Annotated in this window: 9 protein-coding genes; 4 read left to right on the top strand and 5 right to left on the bottom strand. The window is 73.5% G+C overall.

The annotated features are described in order from the left end of the window. The first annotated feature begins 176 nt into the window (after nt 1–176). Nucleotides 177–1,910: an ABC transporter ATP-binding protein gene (locus ACFTZC_RS13100; RefSeq protein WP_382888916.1), complete on the top strand. Its 1,734-nt coding sequence runs from the start codon at nt 177–179 to the stop codon at nt 1,908–1,910. Beyond that, nucleotides 1,910–3,841, top strand: coding sequence for an ABC transporter ATP-binding protein (locus ACFTZC_RS13095; RefSeq protein ID WP_382888914.1), 1,932 nt, complete (start codon nt 1,910–1,912; stop codon nt 3,839–3,841). The genes ACFTZC_RS13100 and ACFTZC_RS13095 overlap by 1 nt, the downstream gene beginning before the upstream one ends. A 99-nt stretch (nt 3,842–3,940) precedes the next feature. On the opposite strand, the gene ACFTZC_RS13090 is transcribed toward ACFTZC_RS13095, so the two are convergent. The 5 genes from ACFTZC_RS13090 to ACFTZC_RS13070 form a co-directional block, all read right to left on the bottom strand. Continuing rightward, nucleotides 3,941–5,101, bottom strand: a complete 1,161-nt coding sequence (locus ACFTZC_RS13090; RefSeq protein WP_382889163.1) for an RNA polymerase sigma factor — start codon at nt 5,099–5,101, stop codon at nt 3,941–3,943. 425 nt (nt 5,102–5,526) lie between these two features. Further along, the gene (gene dnaG, locus ACFTZC_RS13085) at nt 5,527–7,431 is read right to left on the bottom strand and encodes a DNA primase (RefSeq protein ID WP_382888912.1); all 1,905 of its coding nucleotides are present in this window, start codon (nt 7,429–7,431) and stop codon (nt 5,527–5,529) included. A 157-nt stretch (nt 7,432–7,588) separates the two neighbouring features. Continuing rightward, nucleotides 7,589–8,866, bottom strand: a complete 1,278-nt coding sequence (locus ACFTZC_RS13080; protein WP_382888910.1) for an NAD(P)/FAD-dependent oxidoreductase — start codon at nt 8,864–8,866, stop codon at nt 7,589–7,591. A gap of 211 nt (nt 8,867–9,077) precedes the next feature. Beyond that, nucleotides 9,078–10,424: a deoxyguanosinetriphosphate triphosphohydrolase gene (locus ACFTZC_RS13075; protein ID WP_382888908.1), complete on the bottom strand. Its 1,347-nt coding sequence runs from the start codon at nt 10,422–10,424 to the stop codon at nt 9,078–9,080. 96 nt (nt 10,425–10,520) lie between these two features. Next, entirely contained in the window at nt 10,521–11,330 is an 810-nt protein-coding gene (locus ACFTZC_RS13070) for a sirohydrochlorin chelatase (protein WP_382888906.1), read from the bottom strand. Between the two features lie 152 nt (nt 11,331–11,482). Here ACFTZC_RS13070 and ACFTZC_RS13065 point away from each other — a divergent pair, with 152 nt between their 5' ends. After that, on the top strand, nt 11,483–12,448 hold the full coding sequence (locus ACFTZC_RS13065; protein ID WP_382888904.1) for a DUF4132 domain-containing protein: 966 nt from the start codon (nt 11,483–11,485) through the stop codon (nt 12,446–12,448). Next, nucleotides 12,445–17,493 (top strand): hypothetical protein, encoded by a 5,049-nt coding sequence (locus ACFTZC_RS13060; protein WP_382888903.1) that lies wholly within the window; start codon nt 12,445–12,447, stop codon nt 17,491–17,493. The genes ACFTZC_RS13065 and ACFTZC_RS13060 overlap by 4 nt, the downstream gene beginning before the upstream one ends. Nucleotides 17,494–17,496 lie beyond the last annotated feature (3 nt).

The following is a 17,496-nucleotide window of genomic DNA, read 5'->3' as shown; positions in this document are numbered from 1 at the left end:
GTGTCGGCTCGTACGGCGCCGGGGCGCGGGCGTTCTTGACCCGTCCTTGGGCTTAAATCCTTGGGGTTCTGCGGGTGGTGTGCCGCAAGATGGAGGGTCGGGATCCCCTGATCTTCCGCCGACCGGCCCGAGCCGTTCGGCCCAGCCGAATCCGAGCCGAACCCGAGAGACCCCGCGTGCTGCTACGACTTCTGCGAGCCCATCTCGCCCCGTACAAAAGACCCATAGCCCTGCTGGTGGTGCTGCAACTGCTGCAGACGATCGCCACGCTCTACCTGCCGACCCTCAACGCCGACATCATCGACAACGGTGTGGTGACGGGTGACTCCGGCTACATCCTGCGGTTCGGCGGCCTCATGATCGCCGTCAGCATGGTCCAGGTGATCTGCAACGTCGGCGCCGTGTACTACGGCGCGCAGACCGCCTCCGCGCTCGGCCGGGACGTGCGGGCCGCCGTCTTCGGGCGGGTGCAGAGCTTCTCCGCCCGTGAGGTCGCGCACTTCGGCGCCCCGTCGCTGATCACCCGTACCACCAACGACGTCCAGCAGGTACAGATGCTGGTCCTGATGTCGTTCACGCTGATGGTGTCCGCGCCCATCATGTGCGTGGGCGGCATCGTCATGGCGCTCGGCCAGGACGTACCGCTGTCGTCGGTGCTGCTCGCGGTGGTGCCGGTGCTCGGGATCTCCGTCAGCCTGATCGTCAGGCGGATGCGGCCGCTGTTCCGCACGATGCAGACGCGGCTGGACACGGTCAACCGGGTGCTGCGTGAGCAGATCACCGGCAACCGGGTGATCAGGGCGTTCGTCCGGGACGACTACGAGAAGGGGCGCTTCAAGGGCGCCAACACCGACCTGACCGATGTGGCGCTGTCGACCGGCCGGCTGATGGCGCTGATGTTCCCGACCGTGATGACGGTGGTGAACCTGTCGTCGATCGCCGTCGTCTGGTTCGGCGCGCACCGGATCGAGAGCGGTGGGATGCAGATCGGGGCGCTGACCGCGTTCCTCGCGTATCTGATGCAGATCGTGATGGCCGTGATGATGGCCACCTTCATGTTCATGATGGTGCCGCGCGCCGAGGTGTGCGCCGAGCGCATCGAGGAGGTGCTGGACACCCGGTCGAGCGTCGTGCCGCCCGAGAATCCGGTGCGGGAGCTGCGCCGCCATGGCCATCTGGAGATCCGGAACGCCGAGTTCCGTTTTCCGGGTGCCGAGGAGCCCGTACTGCGGGAGGTCTCGCTGACCGCGCGGCCCGGCGAGACGACCGCGGTCATCGGGTCGACGGGCAGCGGGAAGTCGACGCTGCTCGGACTCGTCCCCCGGCTGTTCGACACGACCGGCGGGGAGGTACTGGTGGACGGCTCCGACGTCCGCGGTCTGGACCCCGCCCTGCTGGCGCGGACGGTGAGCCTGGTGCCGCAGAAGCCGTATCTGTTCACCGGGACGGTCGCGTCGAACCTGCGGTACGGGAACCCGGACGCGACCGACGAGGAGCTGTGGCACGCCCTGGAGGTCGCGCAGGCCAGGGAGTTCGTCGCCTCGCTGGAGGGCGGGCTGAACGCGCCCATCGCGCAGGGCGGCACCAATGTCTCCGGCGGGCAGCGGCAGCGGCTCTCGATCGCGCGGACGCTGGTACGGCGACCGGAGATCTATCTCTTCGACGACTCCTTCTCGGCGCTGGACTACGCGACGGACGCGGCGCTGCGGGCCGCGCTGGCGCGGGAGACCGCGGAGGCGACCGTACTGATAGTCGCCCAGCGGGTCTCCACCATCCGGGACGCCGACCGGATCGTGGTCCTGGACGAGGGGCGGGTCGTGGGCGAGGGCCGCCACCACGAGCTGATGGCGGAGAACGAGACATACCGGGAGATCGTGCTCTCCCAGCTGACCGAGGCGGAGGCGGCCTGATGAGCGGTCCGGGCGGACGCATGATGATGGCCGGTGCCGCGTCGACGCAGCGGTCCATGGACTTCAAGGGGTCGAGCAGGCGGCTGCTGCGGCGGCTGTCGGTCGAGAAGACGACCCTGTGGTGGATGGTCGGGGCCGGCGTGTTCAGCGTCGGGCTCTCGGTGTGGGGGCCGAAGATCCTCGGGGAGGCCACCAACCTGATCTTCGCGGGGGTGATCGGCCGGCAGACCCCGGGGGGCGTCTCCAAGGAGCAGACCATCGAAGGGCTGCGGGCCAAGGGCGACGACGGGCTCGCGGACCTGCTCTCCGGCGTGGACTTCACCCCCGGGCACGGCATCGACTTCGGCGCGGTCGGCACCGTACTGCTGATGGCGCTGGCCGTGTACGTCGGCGCCGGGCTGCTGATGCTGGTGTCGAGCCGGCTCTCCATCCGCGTCATCAACAACACGGTGTACCGGATGCGCGAGGAGATCCAGGCGAAGCTGTCGCGGCTGCCGCTCTCCTACTTCGACCAGCAGCCGCGCGGCGAGGTCCTCAGCCGGGCGACGAACGACGTGGACAACATCTCGCAGACCCTGCAGCAGACGATGGGCCAGCTCGTCAACTCCCTGCTGACGATCGTCGGCGTCCTGGTGATGATGTTCTGGATCTCTCCACTGCTGGCGCTGGTCGCGCTGGTGACGGTGCCGCTGTCGGTGTTCGTCGCGGCGAAGGTCGGCAAGCGGTCGCAGCCGCAGTTCGTCCAGCAGTGGAAGGTCACGGGCTCGCTCAACGCCCACATCGAGGAGATGTACACCGGGCACTCGCTGGTGAAGGTCTTCGGGCGGGCGGACGAGTCCGCCGAAACGTTCCGCGAGCAGAACGACCAGCTGTACGAGGCCGGGTTCAAGGCGCAGTTCAACAGCGGGATCATGCAGCCGCTGATGCTCTTCATCTCCAACCTCAACTATGTGCTGGTCGCGGTGGTCGGCGGGCTGCGGGTCGCCTCCGGCACCCTGTCGATCGGCGATGTCCAGGCGTTCATCCAGTACTCCCGGCAGTTCTCGATGCCGCTGACCCAGGTCGCCTCGATGGCCAACCTCGTGCAGTCCGGGGTGGCGTCGGCGGAGCGGATCTTCGAGCTGCTCGACGCGGAGGAGCAGGAGGCCGACGCCCCGGCCGTGGAGCGGCTGCGCGCGGTGCGCGGCCAGGTGGTGCTGGAGGGCGTGTCGTTCCGGTACGAGAAGGACAAGCCGCTGATCGAGGATCTGTCGCTGGCGGTGGAGCCGGGCCAGACGGTGGCGATCGTGGGCCCGACGGGCGCCGGCAAGACGACCCTGGTCAATCTGCTGATGCGGTTCTACGAGGTGACCGGCGGCCGGATCCTCCTCGACGGCGTCGATGTGGCGCGGATGTCGCGGGAGGAGCTGCGGTCCGGGATCGGCATGGTGCTGCAGGACACCTGGCTGTTCGGCGGCACGATAGCGGAGAACATCGCGTACGGGGCGGCCCGCGAGGTGTCCCGGGAGGAGATAGAGGAGGCGGCCCGGGCGGCGCACGCGGACCGGTTCGTACGGACCCTGGCGGACGGCTACGACACGGTCATCGACGACGAGGGCTCGGGCGTCAGCGCGGGCGAGAAGCAGCTCATCACCATCGCCCGCGCGTTCCTGTCGGATCCGGTGATCCTGGTGCTGGACGAGGCGACCAGCTCGGTCGACACGCGTACGGAGGTGCTGATCCAGAAGGCCATGGCGCGCCTGGCCCACGGCAGGACCAGCTTCGTCATCGCGCACCGCCTCTCCACCATCCGCGACGCGGACGTCATCCTCGTCATGGAGCAGGGCTCCATCGTCGAGCAGGGCACCCACGACGAGTTGCTGGCCGCCGAGGGCGCCTACGCCCGCCTCTACCAGGCGCAGTTCGCCCAGGCGGTCGCCGAGGTCGACTGAGGGCCGGCCACCGACCGCGGCCGGGGCCGTGGTCGGTGGCGGCGCCGGCCGTCATCGGCGCCGAGGGCTGCCCGGACCGGTCCGTACGCGCCGTACGGATCAGTCCAGGTAGCCCCGGAGCTGGTCGGCATAGGCGTGATCGCGGAGTTTGCTGAGTGTCTTCGACTCGATCTGGCGGATGCGTTCGCGGGTCACGCCGAAGATCCGGCCGATCTCCTCCAGGGTGCGGGGCCGGCCGTCGTCCAGGCCGTAACGCAACTGCACGACCTTGCGTTCTCGCTCGCCGAGCGTGGAGAGCACGGCCTCCAGATGCTCGCGCAGCAGCAGGAAGGCCGCCGACTCGACGGGGGACGCGGCGTCGCCGTCCTCTATCAGGTCCCCGAGCGCGACATCGTCCTCCTCCCCCACCGGGGCGTGCAGCGAGACGGGCTCCTGGGCGAGCCGCAGTACCTCCCTGACCCGGTCGGGGGTGAGTTCGAGGTGGGCGGCGACCTCCTCGGGGGCCGGTTCGTAGCCGCGTTCCTGGAGCATCCTGCGCTGGACCCGTACGACCCGGTTGATCAGCTCGACCACATGGACGGGCACCCGGATCGTACGGGCCTGGTCGGCGAGGGCGCGGGACATCGCCTGGCGGATCCACCAGGTCGCGTACGTGGAGAACTTGTAGCCGCGCGCGTAGTCGAACTTCTCGACGGCCCTGATCAGGCCCAGGTTTCCCTCCTGGACGAGGTCGAGCATGGTCAGCCCGCGGCCGACGTAGCGCTTGGCGACGGAGACGACGAGGCGCAGATTGGCCTCGATGAGCCGGCGCTTGGCCATCCGGCCGAGGACGACCAGCCGGTCGAGGTCCAGGGCGAGTTCCGAGTCCAGCTCCGTGTCGAGGTCGCTGGCGGCACTCAGCTTCTCCTCGGCGAAGAGACCGGCCTCCACGCGGCGGGCCAGCTCGACCTCGTCGGCGGCCGTGAGCAGCGGGATACGGCCGATCTCCCGCAGGTACTGCCGGAAGAGGTCGGACGAGGGCCCGCCGGTGTCGGCGCGGCTGCCCCGCCGTGCCGCGGGCTCGGGCACGAGGGGGACCTCCACGGGATGTTCGGTGAGGGGCTCCGGGGAGTTCAGGGGCGCCGGGCCGTCCTCGGGGGCCATGGGTTCGCCGGTCGGGTCGAGAGGGACCGTCTCGGGGTGGTGCGCCGCGCGGCTCTGCGCCGGTACGGCGCCGGCGCGTCCGGTGGTGGGCGCGTCCGGCGACTCGGTCGGCGCCATGGCCGGCACCGCGGTCGTCGTCTCGGTCGGCGACTCGGTCAGGGTCTGGGTCTGCACGGGGGGCGACCTCCAGGGTGATCGCTGCCGGTTCGGGGGGCGTACGGCAGCGGGACGGGGGCGGCCGGGCCGCTTTCCGTCCCGTACACGATGAGCGGATCCGCGGGGGTGGGATGTCCACCTGCCGGTGGACGGGCCGCGCTCCGAGGACTCAGGCACCGCACCCCAGTGTGGGGTAAGAGATATCGCCGCCACGAGGGGCGTGCGGCGACTTTCTGAGTCCGGTCCGTAACCGGGCCGTTACAGCCAAGGCGGCGCGGCGTCCCCGTGCCGTCACCCGGCGCGGGCGCCGGTGCGGGGCGCCGGCACCGGCGGCGGCCCCGGGAGCGGCCCCAGGGGCGGCCTGAGGGGCTGTGTCAGGGGCTGTGTCAGAGCGCTTCCGCGCCGCGGGCGCGCAGCGCCTGGCCGTACTGCTGGAGCACCCACAGCTCCTTCTGGACGGCCTCGTACCGCTCCGGGTCGCCCTGGCTGCCGAGCCGGGTCAGCGTGCCGGTGACGTCCTGGATGCGGCGGTCGACGGCGCGCAGCCTGACGTGGACGAGCTGCTGTCCCGCGTAGACCTCGTCGATGGTCTTGCCGCGGAAGACCTCCACCGCGAGCTCCGTGACCATGGCGCGCACCGCGTCGTTCGGCGCGGCCTCGCGGACCCGGGCCAGATACTCGGGGGCGGACTGGAGGCCCGACTCGGCGCCGCCCGCGTCCTCTATCGCGCGGCGTACGGCGGCGTAGGGCGGGGCGGTGAACTCGTCCTCCCCGTAGGCGTCGAAGGCCGGGGAGACCAGCTCGGGCCGCTGGAGGGCGAGCTTGAGCAGCTCGCGCTCGGTGCGGTGGGCGGGGCTGCGGAGGGTGAGCGCGGGGCCGGAGGGGGCCTGGCGCGCCTCGGTCTCGTACGGCTGCCTTGCGCGCTGCTCGGGGCCGGCCGACGGGGCCCGGCCGCCGCGATCGCGCGCCCAGCGGGCCATCTGTGCGACGCGCTTGACGACGAACTGGGTGTCGAGGATGCCGAGGATGCCGGCGAGCTGGACGGCGACCTCGTGCTGCGAGGAGCCGTTCTTGATCCGGGCGACGATCGGCGCGGCCTCGTCGAGCGCGGCGGCGCGGCCCGCCGGGGTCTCCAGGTCGTACCGGGAGACGATCTGGCGGATGGCGAACTCGAAGAGCGGGGTCCGCGGTTCGGCCAGGTCCTGGACGGCGGCGTCGCCCTTGGCGAGCCGCAGGTCGCACGGGTCCATGCCGTCGGGGGCGATGGCGATGTAGGTCTCGGCGGCGAATTTCTGGTCGTCCTCGAAGGCGCGCAGCGCGGCCTTCTGGCCGGCCGCGTCCCCGTCGAAAGTGAAGATCACCCGGGCGCTGCCGTTGTCCATGAGGAGGCGCCGGAGGATCTTGATGTGGTCGCCGCCGAAGGCCGTGCCACAGGTGGCGATGGCGGTGGTGACCCCGGCGAGATGGCAGGCCATCACGTCCGTGTACCCCTCGACGACGACGGCGCGGCTGGCCTTGGCGATGTCCTTCTTGGCCAGGTCGACGCCGTACAGGACCTGGGACTTCTTGTAGATCGCCGTCTCGGGGGTGTTGAGGTACTTCGGCCCGTTGTCGTCCTCGCGGAGCTTGCGCGCGCCGAAGCCGACGACATCACCGGCGATGTCGCGGATCGGCCACATCAGCCGGCCGCGGAAGCGGTCGATGGGGCCGCGGCGGCCGTCCTGGGAGAGGCCGGAGAGCATCAGCTCCTTGTCGGTGAAGCCCTGGCCGCGCAGGAAGCGGGTGAGGTGGTCCCAGCCGACGGGGCTGTAGCCGACGCCGAAGTGCTCGGCCGCCGTCTGGTCGAAGCCGCGCTCGGCGAGGAACGTCCGGCCGATGGCGGCCTCGTCCCCGGAGAGCTGGTCGGCGTAGAAGCGCGCGGCGATCCGGTGCGCCTCCACCAGGCGCGTCCGTTCGCCGCGCTGGCTCGCGGGGTTGTACCCGCCCTCCTCGTACCGCAGCGTGATGCCCGCCTGGGCGGCGAGCCGCTCGACCGTCTCCGAGAAGGAGAGATGGTCGATCTTCATCACGAAGGCGATGGTGTCCCCGCCCTCCTGGCAGCCGAAGCAGTGGAAGAGACCCTTGCTCGGACTGACCTGGAAGGAGGGGGACTTCTCGTCGTGGAAGGGGCAGAGCCCCTTCAGATTGCCGCCGCCCGCGCTGCGCAGTTGAAGGTACTCGGACACGACGGCGTCGATCGGGACCGCGTCCCGGACCGCCTTCACGTCGTCATCGTTGATCCTGCCTGCCACGCGTGAATCCTACGGGGACCCGCCGACAGCCGTGGACACCCGTCGGCCCGGCGACCCCTCCAGCGGTCCCTCCGCAGACCCCTCCGTGGCCGCGCCGGCGGCCGGGTTCCGGGCACGCGGGGAGGCCGGCTGTCAGGTGGCCAAGGGGCGTCGGTCGTCAGGTGGCCAGGGAGGCGAGCGGGGCGTTGGGATCGGCGAGGGCGTCCAGATCCTGGCGGGCGCCCGAGCGGATCAGGCGCTGGATGTCCTCGGTGACGTCCCACACGTTGACGTTCATCCCGGCGAGCACCTTGCGGTCCTTCAGCCAGAAGGCGACGAACTCCCGCTTCCCCACGTCGCCGCGCACCACCACCTGGTCGTACGAGCCGGGCGGCGCCCAGCCCGAGTACTCTAGGCCGAGGTCGTACTGGTCGGAGAAGAAGTACGGAACCCGGTCGTAGACGACGTCCAGGCCGAGCATGGCGCGCGCGGCCGCCGGGCCGCCGTTGAGGGCGTTGGCCCAGTGTTCGACGCGCACCCGGTCGACGGCGAGCGAGGCTCCCCAGCCCGGCAGCGGTACGGCCGCCACGTCCCCGGCGGCGAAGATGTCGGGGTCGGAGGTGCGCAGCGCGGAGTCCACGGCGATGCCGCCGCCCGTGGACCGGTCGGCGAGCGCGAGCCCGGCGGCCTCGGCGAGGGCGGTGCGCGGGGCCGCGCCGATCGCGGCGAGCACGTCGTGCGCCGGGTGCTCCTCACCGTCGTCCGTGCGGGCCGCCAGGACCATGCCGTCCTGGCCGGTGATCTCGGTGAGCCGGGCGCCGAAGTGGAACCGTACGCCGTGCTCCTGGTGCAGTTCGGTGAAGAGCTGGCCCAGCTCGGGGCCGATGACCCGGTGGAGCGGGGTCGCCTCGGGCTCGACGACGGTGACCTCCGCGCCGTAGCCACGGGCCGCCGCGGCGACCTCCAGGCCGATCCAGCCGGCGCCCGCGATCACGAGATGGCCGTTGTCGCGGCCGAGTGCGGTCAGGACCTGGCGCAGCCGGTCCGCGTGGGCGAGCCTGCGCAGATGGTGGACGCCCGCCAGATCCGTGCCGGGGATGTCCAGCCTGCGGGGCTCGGCGCCGGTCGCCAAGAGCAGCTTGTCGTACCGCAGGGAGGTGCCGTCGCCGAGATGCACGCACCGGGCGTCGCGGTCCACGGAGGTGACGCTCTGGCCGAGGTGCAGCTCGACCTGGGCCTGTGCGTACCAAGCCGGTTCCTGGACGAAGACGCTGTCGCGCTCCTCCTTGCCGGCCAGATACCCCTTGGACAGGGGCGGGCGTTCGTAGGGGTGGTCGCGCTCGTCACCGATGAGGATCACCCGGCCGGTGAACCCCTCCTTCCGGAGGGATTCCGCGGCCTTCGCCCCGGCCAGCCCTCCACCGACGATGACAAATGTCCGATGTGCGTCGACCACTTGATGCCTCCTCTTCGCGCTGCCGCCATCTGTGAGCGTCCCGCACGGAGCGTGATGGCGAAAGAGGGAGCGCTCCACGGGCCTGACTCTCGGCCGGATCCGACGGGATCCGACAAGATCCGGTTACTTTCGTACACGCCCGCGCCGAAAGTGGGCGCCAGGTGCGTGCTACGAGGGGCGCGGGTCGCTCATTCGCCTCAGGTGCGGTCGGTCAGTTCTTCTCTGTTCTCCCGGTCCGTTCCGCGTGGCCGGTCAGTTCCGCGTGGAGGGAACGGGCCGAGGTGTCCGTGAGCGAGGCGATCTGGTCGACGACGACGCGTTTGCGCGCCGCGTCGTCGGCGGCGGCCGTGAACAGCGCGCGGAACTGCGGGTCGAGCCCGTGCGGGGCGCGGGCCGTCAGCGCCTGGGCGAGTTCCGCCAGGACGACGCGCTGGTCGGCGCGGAGGGCCTCCTGTTCGGCGCGCTGCATGACGTAGCGGTCGGCGACGGCCTTGAGGACGGCGCACTCGTGGCGGGCGCCGCGCGGGACGACGAGTTCGGCGGCGTACCGGGTGAGCGGGCCCGTGCCGTACGTCCGCCGGGTCGCGCTCTCGGCGGCCTCGCAGAAGCGGCCGATGAGCTGGCTGGTGGCGTCCTTGAGGCGGGACTGGGCGAGGGCGGAGCCGTCGTAGCCGTGCGGCCACCACTCCTGGGCCATGAGGCGGTCGAGGGCCGCGGCCAGCTCGCCCGGGTCGGTGTCCGCCGGTACGTAGCGGCCGACCGCGACCTCCCAGATCCCGCCGCGCTCGGCCTCGGAGGCGAGGGCGGCGGGGTCGACATGGCCGGCGTGCAGGGCGTCCTCGAAGTCGTGGACCGAGTAGGCCACGTCGTCGGACCAGTCCATGACCTGTGCCTCGAAGCAGACGCGGCCCGCCGGGGCGCCCGCGCGGGCCCAGCGGAAGACCGGCAGGTCGTCCTCGTACACCCCGAACTTGACCGAATCGGGCCGGGTGGGGTGGGCGCCGCGCGGCCACGGGTATTTGGTGGCGGCGTCGAGCGCGGCGCGGGTGAGGTTGAGGCCGACGCTGACGAGTTCGCCGCTCTCCGGGGACCGGACGAAACGTTTGGGCTCGATCCGGGTCAGCAGCCTGAGCGACTGGGCGTTGCCCTCGAAGCCGCCGCAGTCCGCGGCGAATTGGTTGAGGGCCTGCTCACCGTTGTGGCCGAACGGCGGATGGCCCATGTCATGGGCGAGACAGGCGGTCTCGACGAGATCGGGGTCGCAGCCGAGGGCCGCGCCCAGCTCGCGGCCCACCTGGGCGCACTCCAGGGAGTGGGTCAGCCGGGTACGGGGACTGGCGTCCCACTCCTGACTGCGGGAGCCGGGCGTGACCACCTGGGTCTTTCCGGCCAGCCGGCGCAGGGCGGCGGAGTGCAGCACGCGGGCGCGGTCGCGCTGGAACGCGGTGCGGCCGGGGCGTTTGTCGGGTTCGGCGTCCCAGCGCTCGGTGGCCTGGTCGTCGTACGCGCCCGCCGGTGCCGAGGGGGGCGGTGGGGTGGTTCCGGTGGTGCCTGCCATGCGCCGACCGTAACCGGCGGGCCCGGCGAACGGCTCGGCGGGCGGGGCGGCGGGGGCTCTGCGAGAGCGTGGGGCCGGGGCGTGGGGGCGGGCGGGTTATACGGAGGCGAGGAGGTGGTGGCCCGTCGCTTCGCGCGGCGCCGCGAGGGCCTCGTCGTAACGGTGCAGGAGCAGCCGGGCCATCGCGGGGTGCGCGCCGAGCGGGGCCGCCGCGATCCAGGGCGCGGCGGCGGTGCTGCGGGTGGCGAAGTATCCGGGCGCGGTGAAGTACGAGGCGATCGCGATCCGGTGCCGACCGCGGGCGGCGAGGGCGCGCAGCGCCTCGGGGACCGTGGGCGAGGCCGCGGAGGCGTACGCGGGCAGGACCGGGACGCCGCCGAGGCGCTCGCCGAGGAGTCCGGCCGTACGGCGGGTGTCGGCGGCGGACTCCGGGTCGCGGGACCCGGCGGCGGCCAGGACGACGCCGGCGCCGCGGTGCGCGGTGTCCGCGGGCCAGCCCGCTTCGAGGAGTCGGTCGTACAGGGCCTCGACCAGGAGCGGGTGCGGGCCGAGCGGGGCGGCGACGCGGATCTCCAGCCGGGGCGCGGCAGCGGCGGCGAAGGCCGGCAGGTCGCGCTTGATGTGGGTACCGCGGCTCAGCAGCAGCGGTACGAGCACGGCCCGGGCGGGCGGGTCGGTCAGGAGGGGCAGGTCGGGCCGGTTCGTCCGGCCGCCGGTGAGGGAGGCCAGGGTGTCGGAGAGGAGGGGTTCCTCGATCTCGATGTGGCCGAGGCGTACGTCCACGCCGGGGCGCAGTTCGCGTACCCGGTCCAGGAGCGCCGTGACGGTGCGCAGGGCGCGCGGGTCGCGGCTGCCGTGGGCCACGACGACCAGGGTGTGGGGGTGCGTGCTCGCCTGCTCCGTCATGGGCCCGATACTGCCGGGCCCGGATTGCCGGGCCGTTGCGCGGCCGTGACGGAGGTTTTCCACAGCCTCACACACACCGCCGGGACGTTGTCAGACCCGTCACCTAGGGTCATGGCAGCTCGGAAACCAGAGGTCGGGGAGGGGGTCCTGCCGTGGGCTGGATCGAAACGTCGGGTGGGTACGCCGTCGCGCTGGACGGCGCGAAGGTGCTGTGCCGCAACGCCGCGGGGCGGACGCTGAAACAGGTGCCGCCCAAGCTCAAGGACGACGCCGAGGTGGTGCGGCTGCGGCAGCTCGCCGAGTGGCTGGAGCGGCACGAGCGGGAGTGCCGGGAGCAGGTGGACGGCTGGCTGGTCCGGTCGCTGCCGGTCCCGGTGGCCCTGCTGGCGCGGGTATGGCCGGATCCGGCGTGGCAGGCGGTGCTGCGCGATCTGGTGGTGGCGCCGGTGGCCCCGGACGGCTCCGCGGACACCGCGCGCGCCGGTTTCCTGCGGGACGCGGATCCGGTGCGGGGGCTGGGGATCGTCGATCTGGACGGGGACTCGGTGCGGCTGGATCCGGCGGCGGTGGAGACGGTGCTGCTGCCCCATCCGGTGCTCCTCGAAGGCCTGTCGGAGCTGCGGGAGTTCGCCGCGGAGCTGGGGGTCGAGCAGGGGGCGGAGCAGCTCTTCCGCGAGGTGTGGCGGCGGCCGGACCTCTCGGGGAGCGGCGACGCGGCCGACGGGACCGCCGGTACGGGCGGGACGGTCGATGTGGCCGGGGCGGCCAGGACGGTCGATGCCGCAGGGCCGGGGGTGTGGCGGGCGTACGCCGACGGGAAGTTCGCGCAGTTGCGGCACGCCACGGCGCGCGCGGTCTCGCTCGGCTACCGGGTGCGCGGCGGCCAGGCCGTCTGTCCGCTGGTGGAGGACGGCCGGGCGCTGGAGGCGGCGTACTGGCTGGGGGACGACTACCCCGAAGGGGAGACGCTGACGGGCGCGCTGGAGTGGCGCGACACGGCGGGGCGGCGGCTGCCGCTCGCCGAGGTGGGGCCGGTCGCCTGGTCCGAGGGCGAGCGGATGGCCGCGCTGGTGTACGCGGGCCGCGTGGTCGAGAGTGACGAGGAGAAGGCGCTGTGAGCGACGTACGACCGTTGGGGAACGAGGCTCCGGGCGAGCGGGCCGGGTCGGCGCGTACGGCCGGGGGGCCGGACAGGGTTCTGCTGGACGCCGGAGGGGTCCTGCCGTACGGGGGCGGCACGGAGGGCGATGTGCTCACGGCGCGGGCGTACGGACACCCGGCGCTGGACGGGCGCGCCGTGGTCCGGCTGGTGCCCGAGGCGATCGGGGCGGCCGAGGACCTGTCGCTGGAGTACCTGGGATTCGGCGCGCCGCGGGCGGAGCCGGTCGGCCGGGTCAGGCGGCAGTCGCTGGGCTTCCCCGCCTGGGCGCTGGTCAACGACCCGGGCAACGGGCATCACGCGCTGGCCGTGGTGAAGGAGATGGAGCGGCTGACCCGGCTCGTCACCACCAAACCGGGGCTGGCGAAGGAGGGGTTCGACGAGATCGGCGAGCGCCTGGACCGCTCCGTACCGCACTTCCTGCCCACGTTCTACGAGCAGGTGGCGCGGCTCTTCCTGGGGATCGAGTCCCGGCAGCACGCCTCGGTGTTCTTCGGCAAGGCGCGGGCGGCGGAGCAGCGGCATGCCCTGGCGGTGGACGAGGCGCGGCTGCGGGAGGTGTTCCTGGAGTTCGCCGGGGCGGGCGCGCTGAGCGGCAAGGCGCTGCGTGAGCACGCGAAGGCGCTGACGGCCCGGCTGTCGGCGGCGGAGGCGTACGGACAGTTCCGGGCGGTCTCGCTGGAGCGGTGCGCGGCCGGACTCGCCCCGTACGCGGGCATGCTGGAGGACCTGCGGCGTCTCGCGAAGGGCGCGGGGCTGGACGCGGCGGAGGAGGAGCGCTCGCTGCTCCGGGAGATCATCCACACGGGTCCGATGAACCGGGCGGCGGGGAGCTTCTGGAAGTCGGCGCTGCCCGCGCTGGCCTCGGTCGCTGCCGGGGACCGCTCGGTGCGGGAGCGGCTGCTGACCCTGCTGCCGACCACGGGCGGGGACCGGCCGGAGGAGTTCGACGCCTCCTGGCTGGAGTTGCTGGACCGGTGCGGCGCGATCGAGCTGCTGGTGGACGGGACGGTGCCGGCGGCCGAGTGGCTGTCCGGGTGGGCCGGCCACCGGCGGCGCGGCTGGCGGAGTTCCCGGCGGCTCCCCGCCGAACTGGCGCTGGCCGAACGGCTGGTGGACCGGCTGGTGGCGGACGGCACGCCGGTGCGGCTGCTGGGGAACCGCGGCCGGCACGTGAGCGCGGACCTGGATCTGCTCGACGCGTGTCTCGCGTGGGGTGTGCCGGTGGCCGGTCCCGCGCCGGGCGACAGCTGTCTCCGCCTCGACGAGTGGCTGTCGGACACGTCCGCGGGAGCCAGGGACCTGGCGGCGCTCGCGGCCGACCCGCGGTTCACCGCGCTGCTGCGCGCCGGTGTGGAGGAGGCCGCGGACACCGGGGACGCCACGGAGCGGCTGGACAGGATCGTCGCCCACCCCGCGCTGCGCACGGCGCTCGTGGGCTGGCTCGGAGACCGGGCCGACGACCTGTCGCGGCCCTTCGGACTGCCGGAGCTGAGCGAGCAGTTGAGGCGGCTGAGCCGCTTCTCGTCCGGCCCGGTGCTGGCCACCGCGCCGGAGGCGGTCGCCCGGATCACGGCGGTCTCGCCCGCCCCGGCGCTGGCGAGGACCTTGCGCGCGGGCATCCTGGACGAGCTGGGCTGGCCCGCGCTGGAGGAGGCCCTGCCGGGGCTCGGCGAGGTCGCCCCGCCCGGTTCGAACCACTGGCACGGCCACGGGGCGGACCGCTTCTACCAGGTGGGGGACGCCTGGCCGGCCCTGCTGGTGCACCTCAACTCGGAGGCCGCGGCGGTGGGGCCCACCGAGGTCCTCGACCGGCGGACCCTCCCCGTTCCGGCCGGGTCCGGCCAGGACCGGCACCGGGTGTCGGTCCGCTACGTGGGCGGCCAGTGGCTGGTCGCCCACGGGTACGGCGACGACCGGCGGGCCGTGTGGTCCGGGCGGCCCGCCGAGGTGTTCACACCCGCGGGCGACCTGTCCGACCACTGGTCGTACAGCCGGTCGGCGTCGTTCGAGCTGCCCGACGGCGGACGCTGCTACGGCGGCCGGCCGGTGTACGCGGGCGACACCTCGTTCGCGGCGGAGCGCCGCCCGGTCGCCTCGGACGGCATCTCCGTCTGGGTGCTGCACGAGGACCAGTGGTGGGAGTACGACCCGGAGTCCGCCCGCAGGGGCCGGATCTCGGTGCCGGGCTTCTTCGACTCGGCGCTCACGGGCGGCGGCGTACAGCTGGTGGAACACGCGTGCCGGCTGCTTCCCGTACAGCCGGGTCAGGAGTCCTCGCCGTTCGGTACGGCGGACGGGCTGCTGGGGTGGTGGGTGACGCACGACCCGAAGGCGCGGACGCTGACGGCCTGTTCGGTGGACGGCAGCCGCAGTCCGGCCGTCCCGCTGCCCGCGGACCCGTACCCCGGGCACCTTCCCACCGGCCTTCCCCTGCCGCCGCTGCGGCTGCCCGGCGGGGCCGTGCTGCACCTCCGGGAGACGACCGGATACCGCTCCCACATCGATGTGTACGACGCCGAGGGCATCCGTCTCGCCCAGGTGGAGGAGAACGACCGCGGCGGGGCGTACGCCGCCGGTACGCCCCTCGTGGCGCCGCTGGCCCACTGGCACGCGCTGCGCCCCCGTGACGAGCGGGGCTCGGCCGTGCTGCGCGCGGTGACCGACGAGGACGCGGCGGCGCTGCTGGCCGCCGTCGGCGAGGGGACGCACGCGGAGACGGTGGCGAAGGCCGAGGGGGTGGTGCGTGAACTGCTGCCCGGGCTCACGCACCCGGCGCTGGTGGCGGGCGTGGCCGGGGTGCTGGCGGAGGCTGTGCGGCACGCCGGGCGCGTGCGCACCCTCGCCGCGCGGGCCGCGCGGGACGCCTCGGACGGGCAGCGCGGCCCGGGGGCGCGGCACGCCTTCGACGGGGTGCTGAGCGAGACGTTCCGCGGCTTCGCCCGCTCGCCGTACGCCCGCTACTACCCGTCCCGGGCGCAGGGCGGCACGGCGGTCCTCGACCAGATCCGGCGGGTGCGCGAGGTGCTGGCGCCGGGCGCGGTCCCGGGCCGTACGGATCTGAAGAGCGTGAGCGTGGGGTGGGTGACGCTGTGCGGTGCGGGCATGGCCGCGCTCGCGGTGCGGGCCGCCTCGCCCGCCACGGAGGAGAAGCAGCGGGCCGCGCTCCTGGAGTTCCTGGACACGGCGCTGTCCGTGGTGGCCGACGGCGCCGGGGAGGCGGGGACCGGGGCGGGTGGTGACACCCTGCTGATCGATCCGCGCGGCCGGCTGCGCACGGTGGAGCTGCGGGCCCCGGCGAGCGGGGAGGGCCAGGCGTCCGGTGGAGAGGTGCGGCACGCGGGGGCGCGGCGGCTGCTGGTCCTCGGCCACGTGCGCACCGACGGGAAGGACGCGTTCTGGCACGCCGTCGAGTACGACCCGGCCGGGGCCTTCGGCGGCTGGGACGGCGGCACGGTCGTCGCGTCGGAGGTGCTGGGCGCGGCGGACGACCCGCTGCGGGCGCCCGCGGTACGCCGCCTGGTGGAGCTGGTGCGGGAGCGCGGGCCGCTGGCGTACCGCCCGGAGTGGGCCGTGGACTTCGCGGAGCGGGTCGGGACGACGGCTGTCGCGGCCGCCCTGCTCCAGCTGGGCTCCCCCGGGCTGAACGGCTACCGGGGGCAGGACGTGCTGAGCGCCGGGTATCTGGAGCCGCTGGGTGCGAAGAGCGCCGAGGCCCAGGTGGGGCGCGCCGCGCTGAGTGTGCTGAGCGCGGCGGAGCTGACCACGTACACCGCGCTGCTGCTGCCCGGTGATCCGGCGCGGGTGGCGGAGCTGTGGACGGACGGCTTCGCGGTGGAGCCGGTGGCCGGCGCGTGGATCGCCGCGCGCGGCCGTCGGCGGGCCACCCCGGCGTGGCTGGTCCGGCGGATGGTGGCCGAGGGGTACGGCGGCACGGTGGTGAACGACGCGCTCAACCCGGAGCTGCTGGAGTCGCTGACGGGCCGTACGGAACAGCGCCTGGTCGACGGCGCGCTGGAGGCGGCCGAACCGCACCGGCTGCTGACGGCGTCCGGGCTGGCCGGGCTGGTGGACGCGGTGCGCTGGCTGGCGTACCGGCTGCCGTACGGCGACCCGCTGCGCGCCGTCCTGCCGACGACGGTGCGGAGGGTGCGCGAGCGGCTGGCCGACCCGGGGCTGCTGCTGCACCTGGGCGTCGACCGGGACTCGGCGTGGGACCCGGTGTCGCCGCGGCTACGCGAGGCGCACGGGGTGGCGCCGACGCGCGCGGCGGGCGAGAAGGAGCTGTTCGAGCTGTCCCCGGCGCTGGTGCTGGCGCCGGACCGGTACGGCCAGGGCGCGGACTCGGTCTGGCTGCGTCCGGCGGCCGTCGTGCCGCGCGACGCCGCGGGCGGGCCCGGACACGTGGGGGAGGGCGGGCCCGACCATCCTGATCTGAAGCTGCTGGCGGCGATGGCGGGCCACGCGCCCGCGCTGGCCGCCCTGCGGACGGTGCTGGGCGAGGAGTTCATGGAGCTGGTCTCGGCCGACGGCGCGCCGGGGGCGCAGCAGAACCCGTGCCACAGCGCCCCGGAGCTGGTGGCGGAGGCGGCCGGCCGGTCGGGGCTCTCCGAGGACGCGGCGGCGCTCTATCTGATGCTGCTCGCGCTGCCGGATCCGACCGACCGGAACCAGGCCGCGTGGACCGGCTGGAAGCCCGCCCGGTTGAAGAAGGCACGGGCCGAACTGGCCGCCACCGACCTGGTGGTGGAGGCCAAGCGGGCCAGGGCGGGCCGGTCGCTCTTCCTGCCCGGCGGCTGGGTGGAGGTGTCCACCCCGCGACTGCCCTCGGAGAGCTGGAAGACGGCACTCCTGGCGATGGACATGCCGGGGTTCGTGGTCGGTCACCGGCCGGTGGAGCGGCTGTTCGAGGCCGCCTGGCGGCGGGTCGCCGAGGGCGACGCGCCGGGGTACGAGGAGTTCCAGGGGCGCGGCGGGCGCGGCCGCCGGGGAGGCCGGCGATGACGG

This window comes from Streptomyces sp. NPDC056987 (assembly GCF_042673865.1).
Taxonomy (GTDB): domain Bacteria; phylum Actinomycetota; class Actinomycetes; order Streptomycetales; family Streptomycetaceae; genus Streptomyces.
The sequence above is the reverse complement of the archived record's forward strand: the minus strand, read 5'-3'. Positions and strand labels throughout refer to the sequence as shown.